Origin of the sequence: Clostridium sp. DSM 17811 (assembly GCF_018861905.1) — a bacterium.
Lineage (GTDB): Bacteria > Bacillota > Clostridia > Clostridiales > Clostridiaceae > Clostridium_AD > Clostridium_AD frigoriphilum.
Genome location: NZ_JAHLDU010000019.1, coordinates 1 through 17,496, shown reverse-complemented (window position 1 = coordinate 17,496; position 17,496 = coordinate 1). Strand labels below are relative to the sequence as shown.

At 29.2% G+C, this 17,496-nt stretch carries 16 protein-coding genes; 11 read left to right on the top strand and 5 right to left on the bottom strand.

Annotated elements, in window-relative coordinates; translation table 11 throughout:
- The first annotated feature begins 44 nt into the window (after positions 1-44).
- The 7 genes from KPL44_RS18595 (at position 45) to KPL44_RS18565 (ending at position 7,338) form a co-directional block, all read left to right on the top strand.
- On the top strand, positions 45-545 hold the full coding sequence (locus tag KPL44_RS18595) for an RNA polymerase sigma factor (RefSeq protein WP_216253174.1): 501 nt from the start codon (positions 45-47) through the stop codon (positions 543-545).
- On the top strand, positions 538-1,599 hold the full coding sequence (locus KPL44_RS18590; protein ID WP_216253173.1) for an anti sigma factor C-terminal domain-containing protein: 1,062 nt from the start codon (positions 538-540) through the stop codon (positions 1,597-1,599). The genes KPL44_RS18595 and KPL44_RS18590 overlap by 8 nt, the downstream gene beginning before the upstream one ends.
- A 49-nt stretch (positions 1,600-1,648) precedes the next feature.
- Positions 1,649-2,410, top strand: a complete 762-nt coding sequence (locus KPL44_RS18585; RefSeq protein ID WP_216253172.1) for a hypothetical protein — start codon at positions 1,649-1,651, stop codon at positions 2,408-2,410.
- Positions 2,411-2,530: 120 nt separating this feature from the next.
- Positions 2,531-3,706 (top strand): ATP-binding protein, encoded by a 1,176-nt coding sequence (locus KPL44_RS18580; RefSeq protein WP_216253170.1) that lies wholly within the window; start codon positions 2,531-2,533, stop codon positions 3,704-3,706.
- Positions 3,696-5,300 (top strand): hypothetical protein, encoded by a 1,605-nt coding sequence (locus KPL44_RS18575; protein ID WP_216253168.1) that lies wholly within the window; start codon positions 3,696-3,698, stop codon positions 5,298-5,300. The genes KPL44_RS18580 and KPL44_RS18575 overlap by 11 nt, the downstream gene beginning before the upstream one ends.
- A gap of 22 nt (positions 5,301-5,322) precedes the next feature.
- Positions 5,323-5,988, top strand: a complete 666-nt coding sequence (locus KPL44_RS18570; RefSeq protein ID WP_216253166.1) for an NAD-dependent epimerase/dehydratase family protein — start codon at positions 5,323-5,325, stop codon at positions 5,986-5,988.
- A 72-nt stretch (positions 5,989-6,060) separates the two neighbouring features.
- Entirely contained in the window at positions 6,061-7,338 is a 1,278-nt protein-coding gene (locus KPL44_RS18565) for a methionine gamma-lyase family protein (RefSeq protein ID WP_216253164.1), read from the top strand.
- Positions 7,339-7,462: 124 nt separating this feature from the next.
- Here the strand turns inward: KPL44_RS18565 and lexA are convergent, their stop codons facing one another.
- Positions 7,463-8,071: a transcriptional repressor LexA gene (lexA, locus tag KPL44_RS18560; RefSeq protein WP_216126669.1), complete on the bottom strand. Its 609-nt coding sequence runs from the start codon at positions 8,069-8,071 to the stop codon at positions 7,463-7,465.
- Between the two features lie 172 nt (positions 8,072-8,243).
- Here lexA and KPL44_RS18555 point away from each other — a divergent pair, with 172 nt between their 5' ends.
- Positions 8,244-8,729 carry a hypothetical protein gene (locus KPL44_RS18555; protein ID WP_216253162.1) on the top strand — a complete coding sequence of 162 codons (486 nt, stop codon included), beginning with the start codon at positions 8,244-8,246 and terminating at the stop codon, positions 8,727-8,729.
- Between the two features lie 66 nt (positions 8,730-8,795).
- Here the strand turns inward: KPL44_RS18555 and KPL44_RS18550 are convergent, their stop codons facing one another.
- Both KPL44_RS18550 and purB read right to left on the bottom strand, forming a co-directional pair.
- Entirely contained in the window at positions 8,796-9,794 is a 999-nt protein-coding gene (locus tag KPL44_RS18550) for a tyrosine recombinase XerC (RefSeq protein ID WP_216253160.1), read from the bottom strand.
- Between the two features lie 226 nt (positions 9,795-10,020).
- Complete coding sequence (purB, locus tag KPL44_RS18545; RefSeq protein ID WP_216253158.1) at positions 10,021-11,451, bottom strand: adenylosuccinate lyase; 1,431 nt, start codon at positions 11,449-11,451, stop codon at positions 10,021-10,023.
- 248 nt (positions 11,452-11,699) lie between these two features.
- Between purB and KPL44_RS18540 the strand changes: the two genes are divergently transcribed.
- Entirely contained in the window at positions 11,700-11,909 is a 210-nt protein-coding gene (locus KPL44_RS18540) for a DUF378 domain-containing protein (protein ID WP_216253157.1), read from the top strand.
- A gap of 57 nt (positions 11,910-11,966) precedes the next feature.
- On the opposite strand, the gene KPL44_RS18535 is transcribed toward KPL44_RS18540, so the two are convergent.
- Positions 11,967-12,821 (bottom strand): MerR family transcriptional regulator, encoded by an 855-nt coding sequence (locus KPL44_RS18535; RefSeq protein WP_216253155.1) that lies wholly within the window; start codon positions 12,819-12,821, stop codon positions 11,967-11,969.
- A gap of 99 nt (positions 12,822-12,920) precedes the next feature.
- On the opposite strand from KPL44_RS18535, the gene KPL44_RS18530 reads away from it, so the two are divergent.
- Both KPL44_RS18530 and KPL44_RS18525 read left to right on the top strand, forming a co-directional pair.
- Positions 12,921-14,651 (top strand): ABC transporter ATP-binding protein, encoded by a 1,731-nt coding sequence (locus KPL44_RS18530; protein ID WP_216253153.1) that lies wholly within the window; start codon positions 12,921-12,923, stop codon positions 14,649-14,651.
- Positions 14,648-16,429 (top strand): ABC transporter ATP-binding protein, encoded by a 1,782-nt coding sequence (locus KPL44_RS18525; RefSeq protein ID WP_216253152.1) that lies wholly within the window; start codon positions 14,648-14,650, stop codon positions 16,427-16,429. The genes KPL44_RS18530 and KPL44_RS18525 overlap by 4 nt, the downstream gene beginning before the upstream one ends.
- Before the next feature lie 61 nt (positions 16,430-16,490).
- Here the strand turns inward: KPL44_RS18525 and KPL44_RS18520 are convergent, their stop codons facing one another.
- A complete protein-coding gene (locus KPL44_RS18520; protein WP_216253150.1) occupies positions 16,491-17,444 on the bottom strand; it encodes an acetyl-CoA carboxylase carboxyltransferase subunit alpha in 954 nt (317 codons plus the stop codon).
- Positions 17,445-17,496: the final 52 nt, after the last annotated feature.

The window sequence follows — 17,496 nt, the reverse complement described above, 5'->3', positions numbered from 1 at the left end:
ATGGTTATTTCAACATGTATTTTGCTTTAGGTTAGGGGGATAAAATGAAAAATGATTTAATAAGCAAAATATTTATGGATAAGATGAATATTATACATTGTTATTTAATAAAGCTAGGTTGCAATCAGGAGGATGCAGAGGATATAACACAAGATACTTTTTATAAAGCATTAAAATATATTGATGGAATAGATGTTTCCCAAATATCATCATGGCTTTTTAGAGTTGCAATTAATAGATATTATGATCTATGTAGAGCCAAAAAAAGACATGTACATGTAATTATAGATGAAGAAATATTTAAATCAGATAACAATTTATGTGAAGACTATATTATAGATCTGGAGAGAAAAGGGGATGTACTAAAAATACTTAATTCATTAAATAATATTCAAAAAAATTTATTAATTCTAAAATATAATATGGACTTATCCTATAAAGAAATATCTAATGTCTTAGATATAAATGAAAGTACAGTGAAAACATATTTATTTAGAGCAAGAGAGCAATTTAAAAACAAGTGGGGTGTTATGTATAATGAATGATGAAGAAAAATTAAAAGAGTTATTTGAAGATAAAGGTCCGTCTAATTTTGATAAGGTTATAAAAAAGGCAAAATTTTTCTCTATCATAAGAGGGATTATAACAAGTATATTAGTATTTACAGTAGTAAGTTTCGTCGGTTTAGTCTTTAATGCTACAACTTTAAACAAATTAGGAAATGATAAAAAGGCTGAGCTAGAAAATTATTACAGAATAGCCCACCCTAATTCATATATTGGAAGTGACCAAATGGATGATGGCTTATTGACTGGTGAACTTGATTATGTTACTTATAGATTTTTAGGGAACAAACCTATTGTTGATGGTAACAACAAAGAATCTTATACTTATCTACCGCTAATAAATGGTCTTTATGGTGATATTAGTGGACTGCTATATGAGGCTAGTGGAGATTCAGAACAATCCTTATATGAATCTAAAAGATATAACAAGGTTGGCAAAAATGTAATGCAATTTTACCATCCTAATGTAAAATATACTAAATATAGAGATGATTTAGCAATGATTAATAAAATTGAAGAAGATAAAATTATGGAAATATCGTTATCATTTGATAAATCTTATAGTATTTCTGAGGTGAAAAGGATGATACCACAAAACATAACATTGAATTGGTATTGGGTGGATACGTATACGAAAAGTGAAGTTACTGAATTGAGTTCTCATATTGAAAAAATATCAAATGAAGAGGAGATACCAGTAAATAAAAGAGAAAAACACATAAGTCCTAATATTATACTATATGAGGATGATGTATATGGTATTAAATCAATAGATGAGGCAGGAAAAAATAAAGAAACACCTGAAAAAGACTTTATTGATACAATTTCTTATGGAAAAACAAAGAAAGGAAAAAATCAGCAACTCTATGAAACGTTATTTAGTAAGTTAAGTAAAGATAAAGTTAAAATTACGAAAGATAATATAAAAATTTTAGGAGTTGTAGTTACAGGTGATAAAGATTCTTTAAAACTTCTTAAAAATAAAACTTTTATTAAGGCTTCCAGCCTTGGAGCAGTGGGGGATAAATACTAATTATCGATGTCAACTGCTTGTATAATTTATAATTGAGAGGAGTTAAAAAATGAAAACCTTTTTAATATTTGATTTTAAAAGAGCATTTTTTTCTAAGAAAACTTTAATATCAAGTCTAATAGTTTTAGCATTACTATTAATACCATGTTATAGTGAGATTAAGTTTCACGCATCTAGTGTGGATGGTATTAATTTTTTTATAAGAATTGGTTGGTTTAGTTATCTTCCTTTTATTGCTCCATTACTTGCTAGTATTCCATTTACTAATTCTTATATTATAGATAAGAAAAAGGATATTTTTAGCAAACTTTTTACAATAATAGAACCAAAAGTGTATTTCACTAGTCGTTTGATAGTAAATGCCTTAGTTAGTGGGTTTGTATTTTTAATAACTAAAACTATATTACTTATATTCTTAATCAGTGCTTATGGCATTAACAATATTCATACAGATGTAACAGGGGCATTTAGTCCTATTTATAATAAGTCTAAAATTGCTTATATTATTATTTCACTCCTTATAACCTTTGTTAGTGCAGCTTCATTTTCAACATTTATTTTAGGAATATCAACGTTAACAAAAAGTAAATTTTTGATACTATTATTACCTTTGTTTTATGTTGTAGTTACAGCGGTTATATTACCAAACACTGGTTTAGTTGAGCAATTAAATGTTATGACATTATTTCAAATTGATATATACAGTAAAATTACAGGCACAGGGATTATATTGTATGACTTAATATTATTTTCAATAGGTAGTTTCTTATTTTATTGCTTTGGGTATAAAAAAATGAATAAGCTTATATAAGAAGTATTTATTGTTTACATCCTTGGTTAACTTAACAAAAAATATCTTGTCAAAATACTTGACAAGATATTTTTTGTTAAGTATAATTGTAAATATAAGGATACATAGGAGGCGTTAATTATGAAAATTACAACTGGGCAAGCTGCTCGAGGGGACAACTTTTTTAAAAGGCCTATTTTAATAAATAAATTATGGAGAAAAATTGATTCAGATAGCAGCATTATAATTTCAGCTCCAAGAAGAGTAGGAAAGACATCTTTAATGAGGTATATAGAAGATAACCCAAAGGAGAAGTACTATGTAGTTTATGTAATTACGGAGTCAGTGTATGACGAGAATAAGTATTATAAGGAAATTGTAAAAGCAATTTTAAATTGTGATTCAATAAGAAAAAGAGATAAGGTAATAAATTCAATAAAGGACATAGCTAAAAACATTTTTAAAAGTATAGATGAAGTTGGTATAGACTCCGTTAAATTTAGCAAAAATATTGAAGATAATTATTATGATAAATTTATAGAAATAATGAGAACCATTGATTTAGAAGGGCACAAATTGATTATAATGATAGATGAATTTGCTCAAACAATAGAAAACATTCAACAAAAAGAAGGCACCGCATATGCAGTTCATCTCCTTCAGAGTAATAGAGTTTTAAGACAAAATAGTGATATAAATAATAAATTTCAATTTATATATACAGGTTCCATAAGCCTTGAGGGTATTGCAAGACGAATGGATTCTTCAAAGTTTATAAATGACCTAGATATAGTAAAAGTCACTCCACTAAGTAAATCAGAGGGTAAAAATCTTATAACTGAGTTACTTAAAGGACTGGATTTTACTATGGACGAGGATACTATAAATCATATGCTTAATGAGATTAAGTGGTTAATTCCTTTTTATATTCAACTTGCTATGGATAAAATCCAGGATATCTACGATGAAGATAATTTATGCGTCATACATAATAAATCAGTAGATATTGCAATAAAACGTATGATAGAAGAAAATAATAAATTTAGTAGTTGGCATGAGAGGCTTGTGGTGTACAAAAACAATGATTATAAGTTCATTATGGAAACATTAGATCTAATATCTATATCAGAGGCTAAAAAGATAACTTATAATGAAACACACAATTTAGCTGTAAAATATAATCTTTGTGAAACATATAAAGATCTCTTAAATACTCTTATAGATGATGGATATATAAATAATGATGATGAGGAGAAATTTTATACATTTACTTCTCCAATATTAAGAATGTGGTGGTGTAAAAAAAATGCAAACTAGTAATGTAAGTTTTTATAACCCCAATAATTTAACAGAGAAAGACCTAATTGATAGTTTTGTAATAAGAAAAAAAGAATTTCAAAAAATCATAAATGATATAAAAGGTTCAGATATGAAATATCCAGAGCAGCATTATATGATAGAGGCTCAAAGAGGGTATGGTAAAACAACTTTACTTAAAAGGATATACTTTGAAATCAAAAGGGATACAGAATTAAAAAAAAGGCTTATTCCTGTTATATTACCAGAGGAGCAATATAATGTACGTAGATTATTTAAGCTTTGGGAGGTCGTAGCACAAGATCTTGAACTAGAAAGTTATGAATTTATAGGCCTTCATGAGCAAATGGATAAACATGCAAAGGAAGAAAACTACGAAGATATATGTTTTAAACTAATAGAGCAAAGACTTAAGGAAAAAAATAAAAAGTTAATACTTTTAATAGATAATACTGAGGGTATTTTGAAGAAGTTTAAACTTATTGAGCAGCAAAAACTTAGAGAAATTTTATTAACGTCTGCTGAAATTCGTTTTATTGGAGCATCCGCAGATGTTTTAGAATTCACCTTTGATTATGAAAAACCTTTTTATGACTTCTTTAAGTTAATAAAATTAAAAGGATTAACTTCAGAAGAAACTAACGAACTTTTTGAAAAATTAGGAGAAATATTTAATAAGAAAGATATGAAGGAACTAATCAAAAGTAATAAAGGTAAAATAGAAGCCTTAAGGCGTTTAACTGGTGGGGTTCCTAGAATAATGTCATTACTTTTCAGTAATGTATGTTGTGATAGGGGACTAGCCTTTAAAGACATAGCTACATTATCGGATAAAGTAACACCTCTTTATAAACACGTAATGGATAATTTATCTCCAGTGCAGCAAGAAATTGTTGATGTTATAGCGTTAAGCTGGGAGGCCATAACTACAAAAGAAATTGCAGACAAAATAAGAATGCAAAGCAAAGAAGTGTCAGCTCAGCTAAATCAATTAGAAAAGAATGGTGTAATAAATAAAATACCTGTAAATAAGAAAAATTATATGTATCAAATTAAGGATCGATTCTTTAACATATGGTATCTAATAAGATTTGGAGGAGAAAAAGAAAAACAGCAGGTGTTATGGCTTGTAGATTTTTTAGAAATCTGGTGTAGTAGAGAACTTTTAATTAATAAAAGTAAAAACAAAGAACAAGATTTAAATTTTGATAAAAAGGACTTAGATAGAGATTGTAACGATTTTAGCAGTATCTATGAATCATCAAAAACCTTACTTTTGAAGGATAAAATCGAAGAATCCATTAAAAAGGCTCCTTTGTTTTTACAAGTAGCTAATAATACAGATAAATATAATAAGTTTATTAATGAGTATTTTATATTACTAATGGCTAAAAAACAATATAACTCATTATTAAATCTATTTAATGAAAAGGAATTTATGCTAAAGGATAAGTATAAGCCTACTTATTATGCTTTAATGTACTTTATAAAAAATCAAAATGAAAAATTTGATATTGAGTATAAAAAAGTAGGGGAGGAATTAAAAGAAACTGTTGAAGAAATTATTGAAGAAGTTAAGAATAATGAAGAATAAAAACTAAATAAGGAGAATAAGTATGGAAAAGAAAACCGCTTTGGTAGTTGGAGCTACAGGACTTGTTGGGGGTAGTTTAGTTAATGTGTTATTAGAAGCCCCTGAGTATGAAAAGGTAATAGTTTGGGTTAGAAAATCTACGGGAATAAATAATAAAAAGCTTGAAGAAAAAATAATCAATTTCGAATTGCTTGACACCTATAAGCTTGAAGACACGGTTAATCATATATTTTGCTGCCTTGGAACAACGATAAAAAAGGCTAAGAGTAAGGAAGCTTTTAAAAAAGTTGATTTGGAATATATAGTTTCTTTAGCACTGAAAGTGAAGGAAAATGATGTATCCCAATTTCTTGTAATTTCAGCAATGGGATCTGATATAAAGTCCACTGTTTTCTATAATAAAGTTAAAGGTCAAATGGAAGCTGCACTTAGTAACTTAGGTTTAAGAGGCCTTAAAATTTTTAGACCGTCTTTACTTTTAGGAGATAGAACAGAATTTAGATTTGGTGAAAAAGCAGCAGAAGTTGTTTCAAAATGTATGCCATTTATATTTAACGGTGCTTTTAAAAAATATAAGCCTGTATACGGAAATACTGTGGCAAAAGCTATGTATAAAGTTGCACTAGAAGAAAAATCAGGAATAGAAGCTTTTAATTCTGAGATAATTCAAATAAAGGGCGCAATATGAATAAAATAGTGTAGATGTATGTTATTATTAATGAGGTAAATTAAAATACATAATACAAAGGGGACATGGATCATGTTAGACATAACAAAAAAATATCTTCAAAAGAAGTATAAAATAAATTCAAAAACGATAGGACTCTATGATATAGCAATAAAAGATGTGCAAGGGGAGTTTAAGAAGCTTGATGAAGTAAGGGAATATAACCAGCTTAAGGTTTTGACTGCACTTCAAGATGAGAGAATTAGCGAATCTCATTTTACAAACTCTTCTGGGTACGGTTATGGTGATATAGGACGAGATTCATTAGATAAAGTATATGCAAGAATTTTTAATTGCGAGAGTGCACTAGTTAGACCACATTTCGTTAATGGAACACACGCAATTGGGGCGGCATTGTTTGGTAATTTAAGACCTAATGATACAATGCTCTCTGTATGTGGAACGCCTTATGATACACTACATAACATAATTGGTATAACTAATAAGAAAGATATAGGATCATTAAAAGATTTTGGCGTAAAGTATAAACAATTAGAATTAAATAATTCTAAGGTTGATATAGAGCTAATGAAAAAAACAATGATTGAAGATAAATCAATAAGACTCGTTCATATTCAAAGATCTACTGGATATGGATGGAGAAAAGCTTTATTAATTTGTGAGATAGAAGAAATTATAAAAGCAGCAAAATCTATAAATCCAAATGTAATTTGTTTTGTAGACAATTGTTATGGAGAATTTATTGAAACTACAGAGCCTACAGATGTTGGCGCAGACTTAGTTGCGGGTTCTCTAATAAAAAATATTGGTGGCGGAATTGCACCAACGGGTGGATACATTGCAGGTAAAGAAGAATATGTAGTGCAAGCTTCATATAGACTAACAATTCCAGGCATAGGTGGAGAATGTGGTTCTACATTTGGAGTAATGCGTTCTTTATTTCAAGGATTGTTTTTAGCTCCACACGTAACTATGGAAGCGTTGAAGGGTGCTATTTTCTGTGCAAGGATTATGGAACTTGCAGGGTTTGATGTTCTTCCTAAATATACTGATAAAAGAAGTGATATAATTCAAGCTATTAAATTTGGAAATAAGGAAATGCTAATTAATTTTATTAAGGGTATACAAGCAGGCTCTCCAATTGATTCATTTGCTCAGTGTGAGCCATGGGATATGCCAGGATATGAAGATAAGGTTATAATGGCAGCAGGGGCCTTTATTCAAGGGTCATCTATAGAATTATCTGCAGATGCTCCAATAAGAGAGCCTTATATAGCATATTTACAGGGCGGATTAACATTTGATCATGCTAAAATTGGAATATTAATAGCTCTTTCAAAAGTTATATAAATTTGGAATAAATATACTTGTAATTATTTTATAAGTATATTTATTTTAGTTAATTTAGTAGAAAACAAAAGATACTGTAATGATTATATCATTACAGTATCTTTTATTTCCTTTAAAGGGATAATTAATACTTTCTATAAATGCCGACGAGTATACCTAAAATTGAACAGTCATCTAATATGATAGGGGACATGGATGAATTCTCAGGCTGAAGCCTTATATGTCCTTTTTCCCTAAAAAATCTTTTAATAGTTGCTTCATTATCAATAAGTGCTACAACTATATCGCCGTTTTTAGCTGAATTAACTTTCTCGATTATAGCAAGATCACCATCTAATATTCCGGCTTCAATCATGCTACTACCAGAAACTTTAAGCATAAATAACTCATTATTAGTTTTTGTAAAATTTAAAGGTATAGTAAATGTATCTTCAACATTCTCAACCGCAAGGATTGGTACCCCAGCTGTAATTTTTCCTATAATAGGTATATCTATAAGTTCTTTTCTTATAACAGCATCCTTTAATAATTCTATTGCACGAGGTTTAGCAGGGTCCCTACGTATATATCCTTTTTTTTCTAATCTTTCTAAATGACCATGAACAGTTGAGGTGGATTTCAATCCTACAGCTACACATATTTCTCTCACTGAGGGTGGATATCCTTTTAATTGAACTTGATCTTTTATAAAGTTATATATTTCACTCTGTTTATCTTTTTTTGGAGTTAACATGTAAACACCTCTCATTCATGGTAGAATTATACCATATAAGTTCAAAAACATCAAACGAATGTTCTATTTTGGGACATAAGTATAAAAATTTATAAGTATTTGATTAATGATACCTTATTTGTTATAATAGTCTATTATAATAGTATTAGAAATAAATGTAGCGGGGTGTTGTATGTCTAAAAACTGTATATTTAATAATAAGAAAATTTGTAATGACTGTGGTGATTGTGAAGTCTGCGAATTAAATTCAAATAAGAAATGTGACAATTGCGGAAAATGTTTAGAACTTGAAGGTTTTGATGTTAAAGCTATAAAAATTGACGAGGTCTTTGAGGATGCTGGAACTGGAAAGTTAGATGATGATATTTATAATGTGGATAAAATTGATGAATCTGATTTAGAGGAAGAGACTATAGAAAATAATAATGAGGAAGTCTCTAAAGAAGATGAAGCATCAAAAATTGAAACTTATGAAGCGTTTTTGGCTGAGGAAGAGAAAGCTAAACTGAATAAAGATAAATACATACCTGAAAATAATGAAGTTTGGGAATTTATAGATGATATAGATGGGGCAAAGGAGTTACTTGAGGATGAAGAAGATAACTCAGAATTTCTTCAAGAGGAATTTCCAGGGCTTATAAGACTAAAGAAGGTATAAGAAGTATAGAGTAAGAAGTCAAAGGAGTATATATTATCACGGATGTGATAGTACATACTCCTTTTATTATTCATCAGAAAGGGGATTCGACTTAACAGCATTTCTTAGTTTTTCATCGTCAGCATGAGTATATATCTGAGTGGTAGAAATATTTTCATGTCCTAATATGTCTTGCAAACTTCTAATATCTACGTTTCCATATTTATACATGAGAGTGGCTGAAGTATGTCTTAATTTATGAGGAGTATATTTATTTTTATTGAGCCCAGCATCTCCTATATGCTTTTTAACAATTCTTTCTACAGTTCTTTTATTAATTCTTCCAAACTTTCCACTGATAAAGAGGGCATCCTTATCCTCAGCATGAATTTTATCTATGTTCATATTTCTAATAGGTAAATATTTATAGATTGCTCTAAGTGATGCTTTATTTAAATAAATTGTTCGCTCTTTATTTCCTTTTCCAATTACAGATAATGTATCTTCTTTCATATCGGATAAATTTATACTACAAAGTTCTGACAATCTGAGACCACAATTTAAGAATAATGTAATAATACTATGATCCCGAATAGAATGTTTATCTCGAGAGATTGTAGCCTCGAGTAAGTCCTTACTTTCATTTAATGTTAAAAAAACCGGGCTTCTTTTTCCAATCTTAGGGGACTCTAAATCTATTGTTGGGTCTACAGTTAGTACTTTAGCCTTAGTAGTTAAATATTTAAATAGGGACTTTATGGATGCAATTTTTCTAGCCTTAGCATAATTGCCATTAGCCCTATATTTACCAAGATAAGAGATAAAGGCGTATAAATCCTGTAATGTAAGAGTTTTTAATGTATCTAAGGTTAAATCGCTAATTACAATGTCTTCAAGCTTTAGATTTTTATCTGAAGGAATTAAACCTTTATACATTTTTAGAAACTTTAAAAGTAAGGACAAATCGGCAGTATACGCAACTATAGTATTAATAGAACAGCCTTTAATAGTAGATAAATAATTAAAATAATCATTTAGAAACGATGGTAGTTCATTGTTATAAATACCATTTATATCTGATTTCATAGTAACCTCCAAAATACGTAATAATGTCGTGAAACTTACATTTCACGACATTATTATACTACAAAAGAGGGGGTAAAATCATGTTTATTTTGAAATATAATTAAATTTATTTTTTTATCTATGGTTTTTACTATTGTATTAATAGTGATTTACTTTTAATTTTATAAAATTAAAAAGCTATCAGTTTTATATTCCTGATAGCTTTTTACAATTAAACTCTATATTCTTATACGTTTATTGAAGTTTCAACGCCAATTGCATCTTTATTAGCTGCGAGTATTGGAGTTACATATTCAGCTATAAAGTCTACTACTTGACTTGGAGCTCTTCCAACAAATTTAATTGGATCAATTACAGCTATAATCTCTTCTTTTGACATCTTAAAGATTGGATCATTTATAATTCTCTCTATAAGATCATTATTTAGACCTTCTTCTTTAACACGTTTTGCTGCATCCATAGAATGAACTCTAATGTGTTCATGAAGATCTTGTCTGTCTCCGCCCTTTTTAACTGCTTCCATAAGGATATTTTCTGTAGCCATAAATGGTAGCTCGTGGTTTACATGAGAAGTAATTACCTTTTCATATACAACCATGTTCCCTGCTATATTCATATATAAATTTAATACTCCATCAAGTGCAAGAAAAGCTTCAGCCACAGATATTCTCTTATTAGCTGAATCATCAAGTGTTCTCTCAAACCATTGTGTTGCAGCTGTTATAGCAGGATTTAATGAATCTACTATAATATATCTAGCTAAAGAACTGATTCGCTCAGAACGCATAGGATTTCTTTTGTATGCCATTGCAGAAGATCCAATTTGTTTTTTCTCAAATGGTTCTTCTACTTCTTTCATACTTTGAAGTATTCTTAAATCATTACTAAATTTATAAGCACTTTGAGCTATTTCTGAAAGTGTATTTAGTATTATAGAATCTACTTTTCTAGAATAAGTTTGACCAGTAACTGGATATGTATCATCAAATCCCATTTTGTTTGCTACATATTTGTCTAAGTCTTTAACCTTCTTCTCATCATTTTCAAATAAGTTCATAAAGCTAGCTTGAGTTCCGGTAGTTCCCTTTACTCCAAGTAACTTAATATTATCAATTACGAAGTCCAAATTTTCTAGATCCATTACTAAATCTTGAATCCATAGTGTTGCTCTTTTACCTACTGTAGTTAATTGTGCTGGTTGTAAATGTGTGTAACCTAAAGTAGGAATATCTTTATATTTTAATGCAAATGTTGAAGATTTACTAATTACATTAACTAATTTCTTCTTAATTAATAATAAAGCCTTTTTCATGATGATAAGGTCTGTGTTATCACCTACATAACAGCTAGTAGCTCCTAAATGGATTATCCCCTTTGCAGTTGGACATTGTACACCATATGCATATACATGGCTCATTACATCATGTCTTATTTCTTTTTCTTTTTCCTCAGCCACTTCATAATTTACATTATCAACATTGGCTTTAAGCTCATCAATTTGATCCTGTGTTATATTAAGTCCTAATAATTTTTCACCTTCAGCTAATGCTACCCAAAGCTTTCTCCAAGTTTTAAATTTCATATCATCTGAGAATAAAAAACTCATTTCTTTTGATGCGTATCTACTATTTAATGGTGTATTATAAGTATTTCTCATATTTTGCCTCCACACGTACGTATTAAGATATAAAACGATTATCATTCATATTATAACATACAATATTATAAAAAGTAATGTAAATGTTCGTATATACTAACTATAAAATCTAAATAAAGTTTGAAATTATAAATTCATCTCCCCTCATATTAATAATACTCTAAAGAAGTCATTAAATAGTTCTAAAATATTATATTTCTAATATAATTTAAACAACTAGAAATAATTATAATAGTGTGGAGGTAATTATGTATAAGCTTAATAATATAGACAAACTTTCATTTATATTAGTATTGATCGGTGCATTAAACTGGGGACTTTTGGGGTTATTAAATTTTAATCTAGTTAGCGCCATCTTTGGAGCTATTCCATTTCTTGCTAGATTTATATACATCTTAGTAGGACTATCTGCTGTTAATATTATCGTGTTTATATTCAGAAATAAAAAAACATACTAATATTATTGGTAGTAAAAATACTCCATAGCTATTATGGAGTATTTTTTATTGTTTTAGTCAAATATTTATACTGTTCTCCCCTTCTATTAAACTTTCAACCTCAACTGAAATTTGAGTTAAATAATTTTCATATCCTTTTACTGTTATTTCATCTAAAAGAAATTCTTCATAAGAATATTTTTTTATATCAAAATTAGAGGTTTTTAAAAATTGAAGTATTTTATTATATGTTTTGTCGATATTGTTATAGTCCCCTTTATGATACGCTATACAATAGATACCCTTTGGTTTAGTAAAAGTAAATGGAACATCATCTTTAGAATTTAACTTTGTATATAAATATGAATAATTTTTAGCTACTCCCTTTAATATATTATCCTTACTTATCATGATGCAACTAGAATATCCAGAGTTAATATGGTTTAAAGTGCAATAGTTCATATGCTCGGACAGTGTTTTAAAATATTCATTATCGCTCACATTTTCTATTGAATTGCTTAGAAGAAGATACTCCTCATCAAAAAATTCTAAATGGATTTTAGAATAATCTATTTTACACGCATATTCTGTTATAGAAATTTTTGTTTCCATGAGTTTACGTATTCTTTTTAGGTTTTCTATCTCAATATCAATATCTAGTATTTTATTTTTAAATAACTTAACTAATGCATTTGGGCTCCTATTGTCGAGATAAGATTTAATCTCCTTCAAAGGCATATTTATCTCTTTTAAATTAGTAATAACATCAAAAAGATCAAATTGTTGTTGAGAATAATATCTATATCCATTATCATCTCTTATTTCTGGTGAAAAAATGCCTATATCATCGTAATGAAAAAGAGTTTGTTTCTTTACATTACATAACTTCGCAAAATCTCCAGTAGTGAAATATTTATTAAACTTTTCATTCATAGATTGTTTCTCCTCTTGACTATACGGTAACCATATACTTTATTATAATATTATTGCAATAATAATTCAAGGGTACTTAAAAAGGAGTGAACAGAAGGAATGAAACTAATATTAAAATACATAAGAAAATATAAACTACTTCTAGTGCTGAATATAATATCAATTTTTGGATTTGCATTAGTGGAACTCGGAATTCCAACAATAATGGCTAAAGTTATTGACATAGGGATAGCTAATAAGGATATAGCATATATCAGACATATGGGGATTGTAATTGTTGTAATATCTATAGTTGGGTCTATGGGTTCAATATTATTAGGGTACAGTTCTTCAAAAATTTCTACTAGTATGATTAGAGATATAAGAAATGATATTTTTAGAAAATCTCAGGAATTTTCACATAGTGAATATGATAAGTTTGGAATATCATCAATGATAACTCGAACAACCAATGATGTTTTTCAATTGCAACAGTTTACAAATACCCTGTTAAGAACAGCATTACTTACACCTGTTATGTTTATTGTAAGTTTAGTGATGATTCTTAGAACCAGCTTACAGTTATCCGCAGTATTAGCAATAACTGTACCATTCATTGTGGGTGGAGTAGTTATTATAGCTAAAAAATCTTATCCGATTTCAGAAAAGCAGCAGAAAAAATTAGATGGATTAAATAGAATTTCAAGAGAAAATTTAACTGGAACTAGAGTAATCAGAGCATTTGGTAACGATGATCATGAACACCAAAGATTTGAAAAGATAAATAATGATTATGCCAGTGTATCTAAAAAGTTATATAAACTTATGTCAATTCCTCAACCAGCTTTCTTTATCTTGTTGAATTTCGCTGTGTTAGTTATTTTTTGGGTTTCTAGCAAAATGATAAATTTAGGAACATTGCAAGTTGGACAATTGGTAGCATTTATAGAATATTTATTCCATGCAATGTTCTCTATTATTCTTTTTTCAATGGTGTTTATCATGTATCCCAAAGCACAAATTTCAGCCAATAGAATTCAAGAGATATTAAATGAAGAACCTATTATTAAAAATCCCATAGATGGTATTAAAGATACAGATATTAAAGGTACTATAGAATTTAATAATGTTACCTTTACATATCCAGATGGAGAAATTCCAGTGTTAAGGGACATATCATTTACAGCAGTAAAAGGAGAAACAGTAGCATTTATAGGAAGTACAGGCAGCGGTAAAAGTACTTTAATTAATTTAATTCCAAGATTTTATGATGTTACAAAAGGTAGCATAAAAATAGATGGAGTAGATGTGAGAGCTTATGATTTAAAGGCATTACGTGGAAAAATGGGATTTATACCTCAAAAGACATTGCTATTTGCTGGCAGTATAGGCACTAACATTAAATTTGGCAAAAATGATGCAGATAAAGAAGAAGTTGAACATTCTGCAAAGGTAGCTCAGGCTTATGATTTTATTAATAGTAAACCTAAAAAATTTGAGGAACTAATAAGCGAAAGCGGATCTAATGTGTCGGGAGGTCAAAAACAAAGGTTATCTATTGCAAGAGCATTAGTTAGAAAACCTGAAATTTATATTTTTGATGATAGTTTTTCCGCCCTAGATTTTAAAACAGATGCAATGCTTAGAAAAAGATTAAAGGACGAAACTAGAGATTCCATAGTTTTAATAGTTGCACAGAGGATGGGATCTATACTTGATGCTAATAAAATAATAGTATTAAATGAAGGAGAAATAGTAGGAATCGGGACTCATAAAGAATTACTAAAAACCTGTGAAATCTACCATGAAATTGCATCATCTCAACTTACAAAGGAGGAACTGGCACAATGAAAAAGTTAAAGTATTCTATAAGAAAAATTTCGCCCTTCTTAAAGCCATATAGGAAACCATTTATTGCCGCAATTTTATTTATAGTAATCGCTGCAATTTTTACTACTATTGCTCCAAGAATAGAAGGATTAATTACAACTAGTCTTGCCAAGGATGTTATGAATATAGCGAAAGGTACAAATGGAACTTTCGTTAATTTTAATTATATTTTAAGGGTCTTAGTAATATTAGCTTTTATCTATGTATTTGGAGCATTATCCACTTATTTAGCAAGTCTATTATTAGCTAATGCTATTCAAAATACTATGAAAGATTTAAGAAATGCCGTTCAAGGTAAAATCAGAAAATTACCTATAAGTTATTTTGATAAAAATAGCTATGGTAATGTACTGAGCCGTATAACAAATGATGTAGATACTATTTCTAATGCACTGCAACAGAGTTTTAGTCAAGTTATAAATACAATATTGGCACTAACTTTAGCCAGTGTTATGATGTTTACAATTAACATAAAACTTGCATTGTTAGTTATACTTATAGTGCCAATAAGCTATTTAATATCAAAATTTATAGTTAGTAAATCTCAAAACCTATTTAATAAACAGCAAAATGTTTTGGGGAAATTGAACGGTAAGGTGCAAGAAATATATACTGGTTTTAATGAAATAAAATTATATGGAAAGCAAGAAGATGCTATAAAAGATTTTGAAAATATTAATGAAGAACTTTTTAATACTGGATTCAAAGCACAATTCATATCAAGTATAATGTCTCCCCTAGTTTCATTAGTAACTTATTTGGCAGTTGCAGTCATTGGAATTCTTGGTGCGATATATGTTATAAGTGGAATAATGACAGTTGGTAATCTTCAAGCTTTTATGCGTTATATTTGGCAAATAAATCAACCAATTTCTGAGGTGACGCAATTATCTTCTGCAATACAATCAGCCTTTGCAGCAATTGAACGTGTATTTGAAATATTAGATGAAAAGGAAGAGATTCCAGATAAAGTGAATTTTATAAAACTTGAGAATCCACGTGGCAATGTAACTTTTGAACATGTGAAATTTGGATATAATAAAGATGAGGTTCTAATTGAGGACTTAAATGCAGAGATAAAAAGTGGTCAGATGGTTGCTATAGTTGGTCCAACAGGAGCAGGTAAAACCACATTAGTGAATTTATTAATGAGATTTTACGATATTCAAGGTGGATCTATAAAAATAGATGGAGTTGATACTAGAGATATGAAACGTGAGGATTTACGTTCTATATTCGGTATGGTTCTTCAGGATACTTGGTTATATAATGGAACAATTCATGATAATATTGAGTATGGTAGATTTGGAGCTAGCAATAATGAAATTATTGAAGCAGCTAAAATAGCTAACGTACATCACTTTATTAAAACCCTTCCAGATGGATACGACATGTACCTGAATGAAGAGGCTTCTAACATATCCCAGGGAGAAAAACAACTTTTGACTATAGCAAGAGCTATAATATCAAATCCAGCAATATTAATATTAGATGAAGCAACTAGTTCAGTTGACACTAGATTAGAAATATTACTTCAAAAAGCTATGAGGAATATAATGAAAGGACGAACTAGCTTTGTTATTGCACATAGACTTTCAACTATTCGTAACGCAGATTTAATATTGGTTATAGATCAAGGAAATATTATAGAGCAAGGAACCCATAATGAATTAATGAAAAAAAATGGTTTCTATGAAAAACTCTATAATAGTCAATTTGGGAATCAGGTAGCAAATTAAAATCATAACTTCTAAAACAGCCAGGTATATATCTTAATTATGCAATAAAGTAATCACCTTTTTAATATTCTACAACCTTGCCAATTTTTCTAAATTTATAATATCTTTTGGTAAGTAGGGATTCTACAGGCTCCTGTATTAATCTACCAATTGCTTCCTCTAAGTTGCGTTTAATACTAATTGACATCTCATTTACATTAGTATGTGCGCCACCTAGAGGTTCTTTTATAATTCTATCTATTATTTCGTAATTTATCAAATCCTGAGCTGTTATTTTCATTGCACTCGCTGCTTCACTCGCAAGACTTGCATCTTTATATAATATACTAGCAAAACCTTCCGGGGATAAAATAGAGTAAATTGCATGTTCGAGCATCCAAACTTCATCCGCTACCGCCATTGCTAAAGCTCCACCACTTCCACCTTCACCAATGACTATTGAAATTATTGGTGTTTTTAAAGTTGACATATACATAAGATTTCTAGCTATTGCTTCACCTTGACCTCTTTCTTCTGCCCCTAATCCACAATATGCTCCTGGAGTATCAACAAAACAAATAACAGGTCTTTTAAATTTTTCTGCCTGTTTCATAAGTCTTAAAGCTTTTCTATATCCTTCAGGATTTGGCATACCAAAATTTCTCTTTATGTTTTCTTTTGTGTTATTTCCCTTTTGCTGCGCTATAACAGTTACAGGTATACCATTAAACTCTGCGATTCCACCTACAATTGCGGCATCGTCTCCATAATATCTATCGCCATGTAACTCAATAAATGAATCAAAAATTCTATTTATATAATCAAGAGCAGTCGGACGTTCCACTAGCCTTGCAATACTTACTTTATCCCAAGCAGTTAAATTTTTATAGGCTTCCTTTTGCACATTATAGAGCTTTATTTCCATCTGTCTTATTTCTTTATCTAAATCCATATTTTGATCTTTTGCTAAATTTTTCAGCTCATCTATTTTACTTTTAAGTTCATACATGTTCTTTTCAAAAGGTAAAGTTACCATAAAATTTCACTCCTTATGTATTACTTTTGTCTTTCTGTCGGTGCTATAAATG

What these genes read in the sequence shown, in the direction of transcription:
- KPL44_RS18595 (WP_216253174.1), top strand. Translation starts at nt 45, where the DNA reads ATGAAAAATGATTTAATAAGCAAAATATTTATGGATAAGATGAATATT.
- KPL44_RS18590 (WP_216253173.1), top strand. Translation starts at nt 538, where the DNA reads ATGAATGATGAAGAAAAATTAAAAGAGTTATTTGAAGATAAAGGTCCG.
- KPL44_RS18585 (WP_216253172.1), top strand. Translation starts at nt 1,649, where the DNA reads ATGAAAACCTTTTTAATATTTGATTTTAAAAGAGCATTTTTTTCTAAG.
- KPL44_RS18580 (WP_216253170.1), top strand. Translation starts at nt 2,531, where the DNA reads ATGAAAATTACAACTGGGCAAGCTGCTCGAGGGGACAACTTTTTTAAA.
- KPL44_RS18575 (WP_216253168.1), top strand. Translation starts at nt 3,696, where the DNA reads ATGCAAACTAGTAATGTAAGTTTTTATAACCCCAATAATTTAACAGAG.
- KPL44_RS18570 (WP_216253166.1), top strand. Translation starts at nt 5,323, where the DNA reads ATGGAAAAGAAAACCGCTTTGGTAGTTGGAGCTACAGGACTTGTTGGG.
- KPL44_RS18565 (WP_216253164.1), top strand. Translation starts at nt 6,061, where the DNA reads ATGTTAGACATAACAAAAAAATATCTTCAAAAGAAGTATAAAATAAAT.
- lexA (WP_216126669.1), bottom strand. Translation starts at nt 8,071, where the DNA reads ATGTTAACTCCAAAAAAAGATAAACAGAGTGAAATATATAACTTTATA.
- KPL44_RS18555 (WP_216253162.1), top strand. Translation starts at nt 8,244, where the DNA reads ATGTCTAAAAACTGTATATTTAATAATAAGAAAATTTGTAATGACTGT.
- KPL44_RS18550 (WP_216253160.1), bottom strand. Translation starts at nt 9,794, where the DNA reads ATGAAATCAGATATAAATGGTATTTATAACAATGAACTACCATCGTTT.
- purB (WP_216253158.1), bottom strand. Translation starts at nt 11,451, where the DNA reads ATGAGAAATACTTATAATACACCATTAAATAGTAGATACGCATCAAAA.
- KPL44_RS18540 (WP_216253157.1), top strand. Translation starts at nt 11,700, where the DNA reads ATGTATAAGCTTAATAATATAGACAAACTTTCATTTATATTAGTATTG.
- KPL44_RS18535 (WP_216253155.1), bottom strand. Translation starts at nt 12,821, where the DNA reads ATGAATGAAAAGTTTAATAAATATTTCACTACTGGAGATTTTGCGAAG.
- KPL44_RS18530 (WP_216253153.1), top strand. Translation starts at nt 12,921, where the DNA reads ATGAAACTAATATTAAAATACATAAGAAAATATAAACTACTTCTAGTG.
- KPL44_RS18525 (WP_216253152.1), top strand. Translation starts at nt 14,648, where the DNA reads ATGAAAAAGTTAAAGTATTCTATAAGAAAAATTTCGCCCTTCTTAAAG.
- KPL44_RS18520 (WP_216253150.1), bottom strand. Translation starts at nt 17,444, where the DNA reads ATGGTAACTTTACCTTTTGAAAAGAACATGTATGAACTTAAAAGTAAA.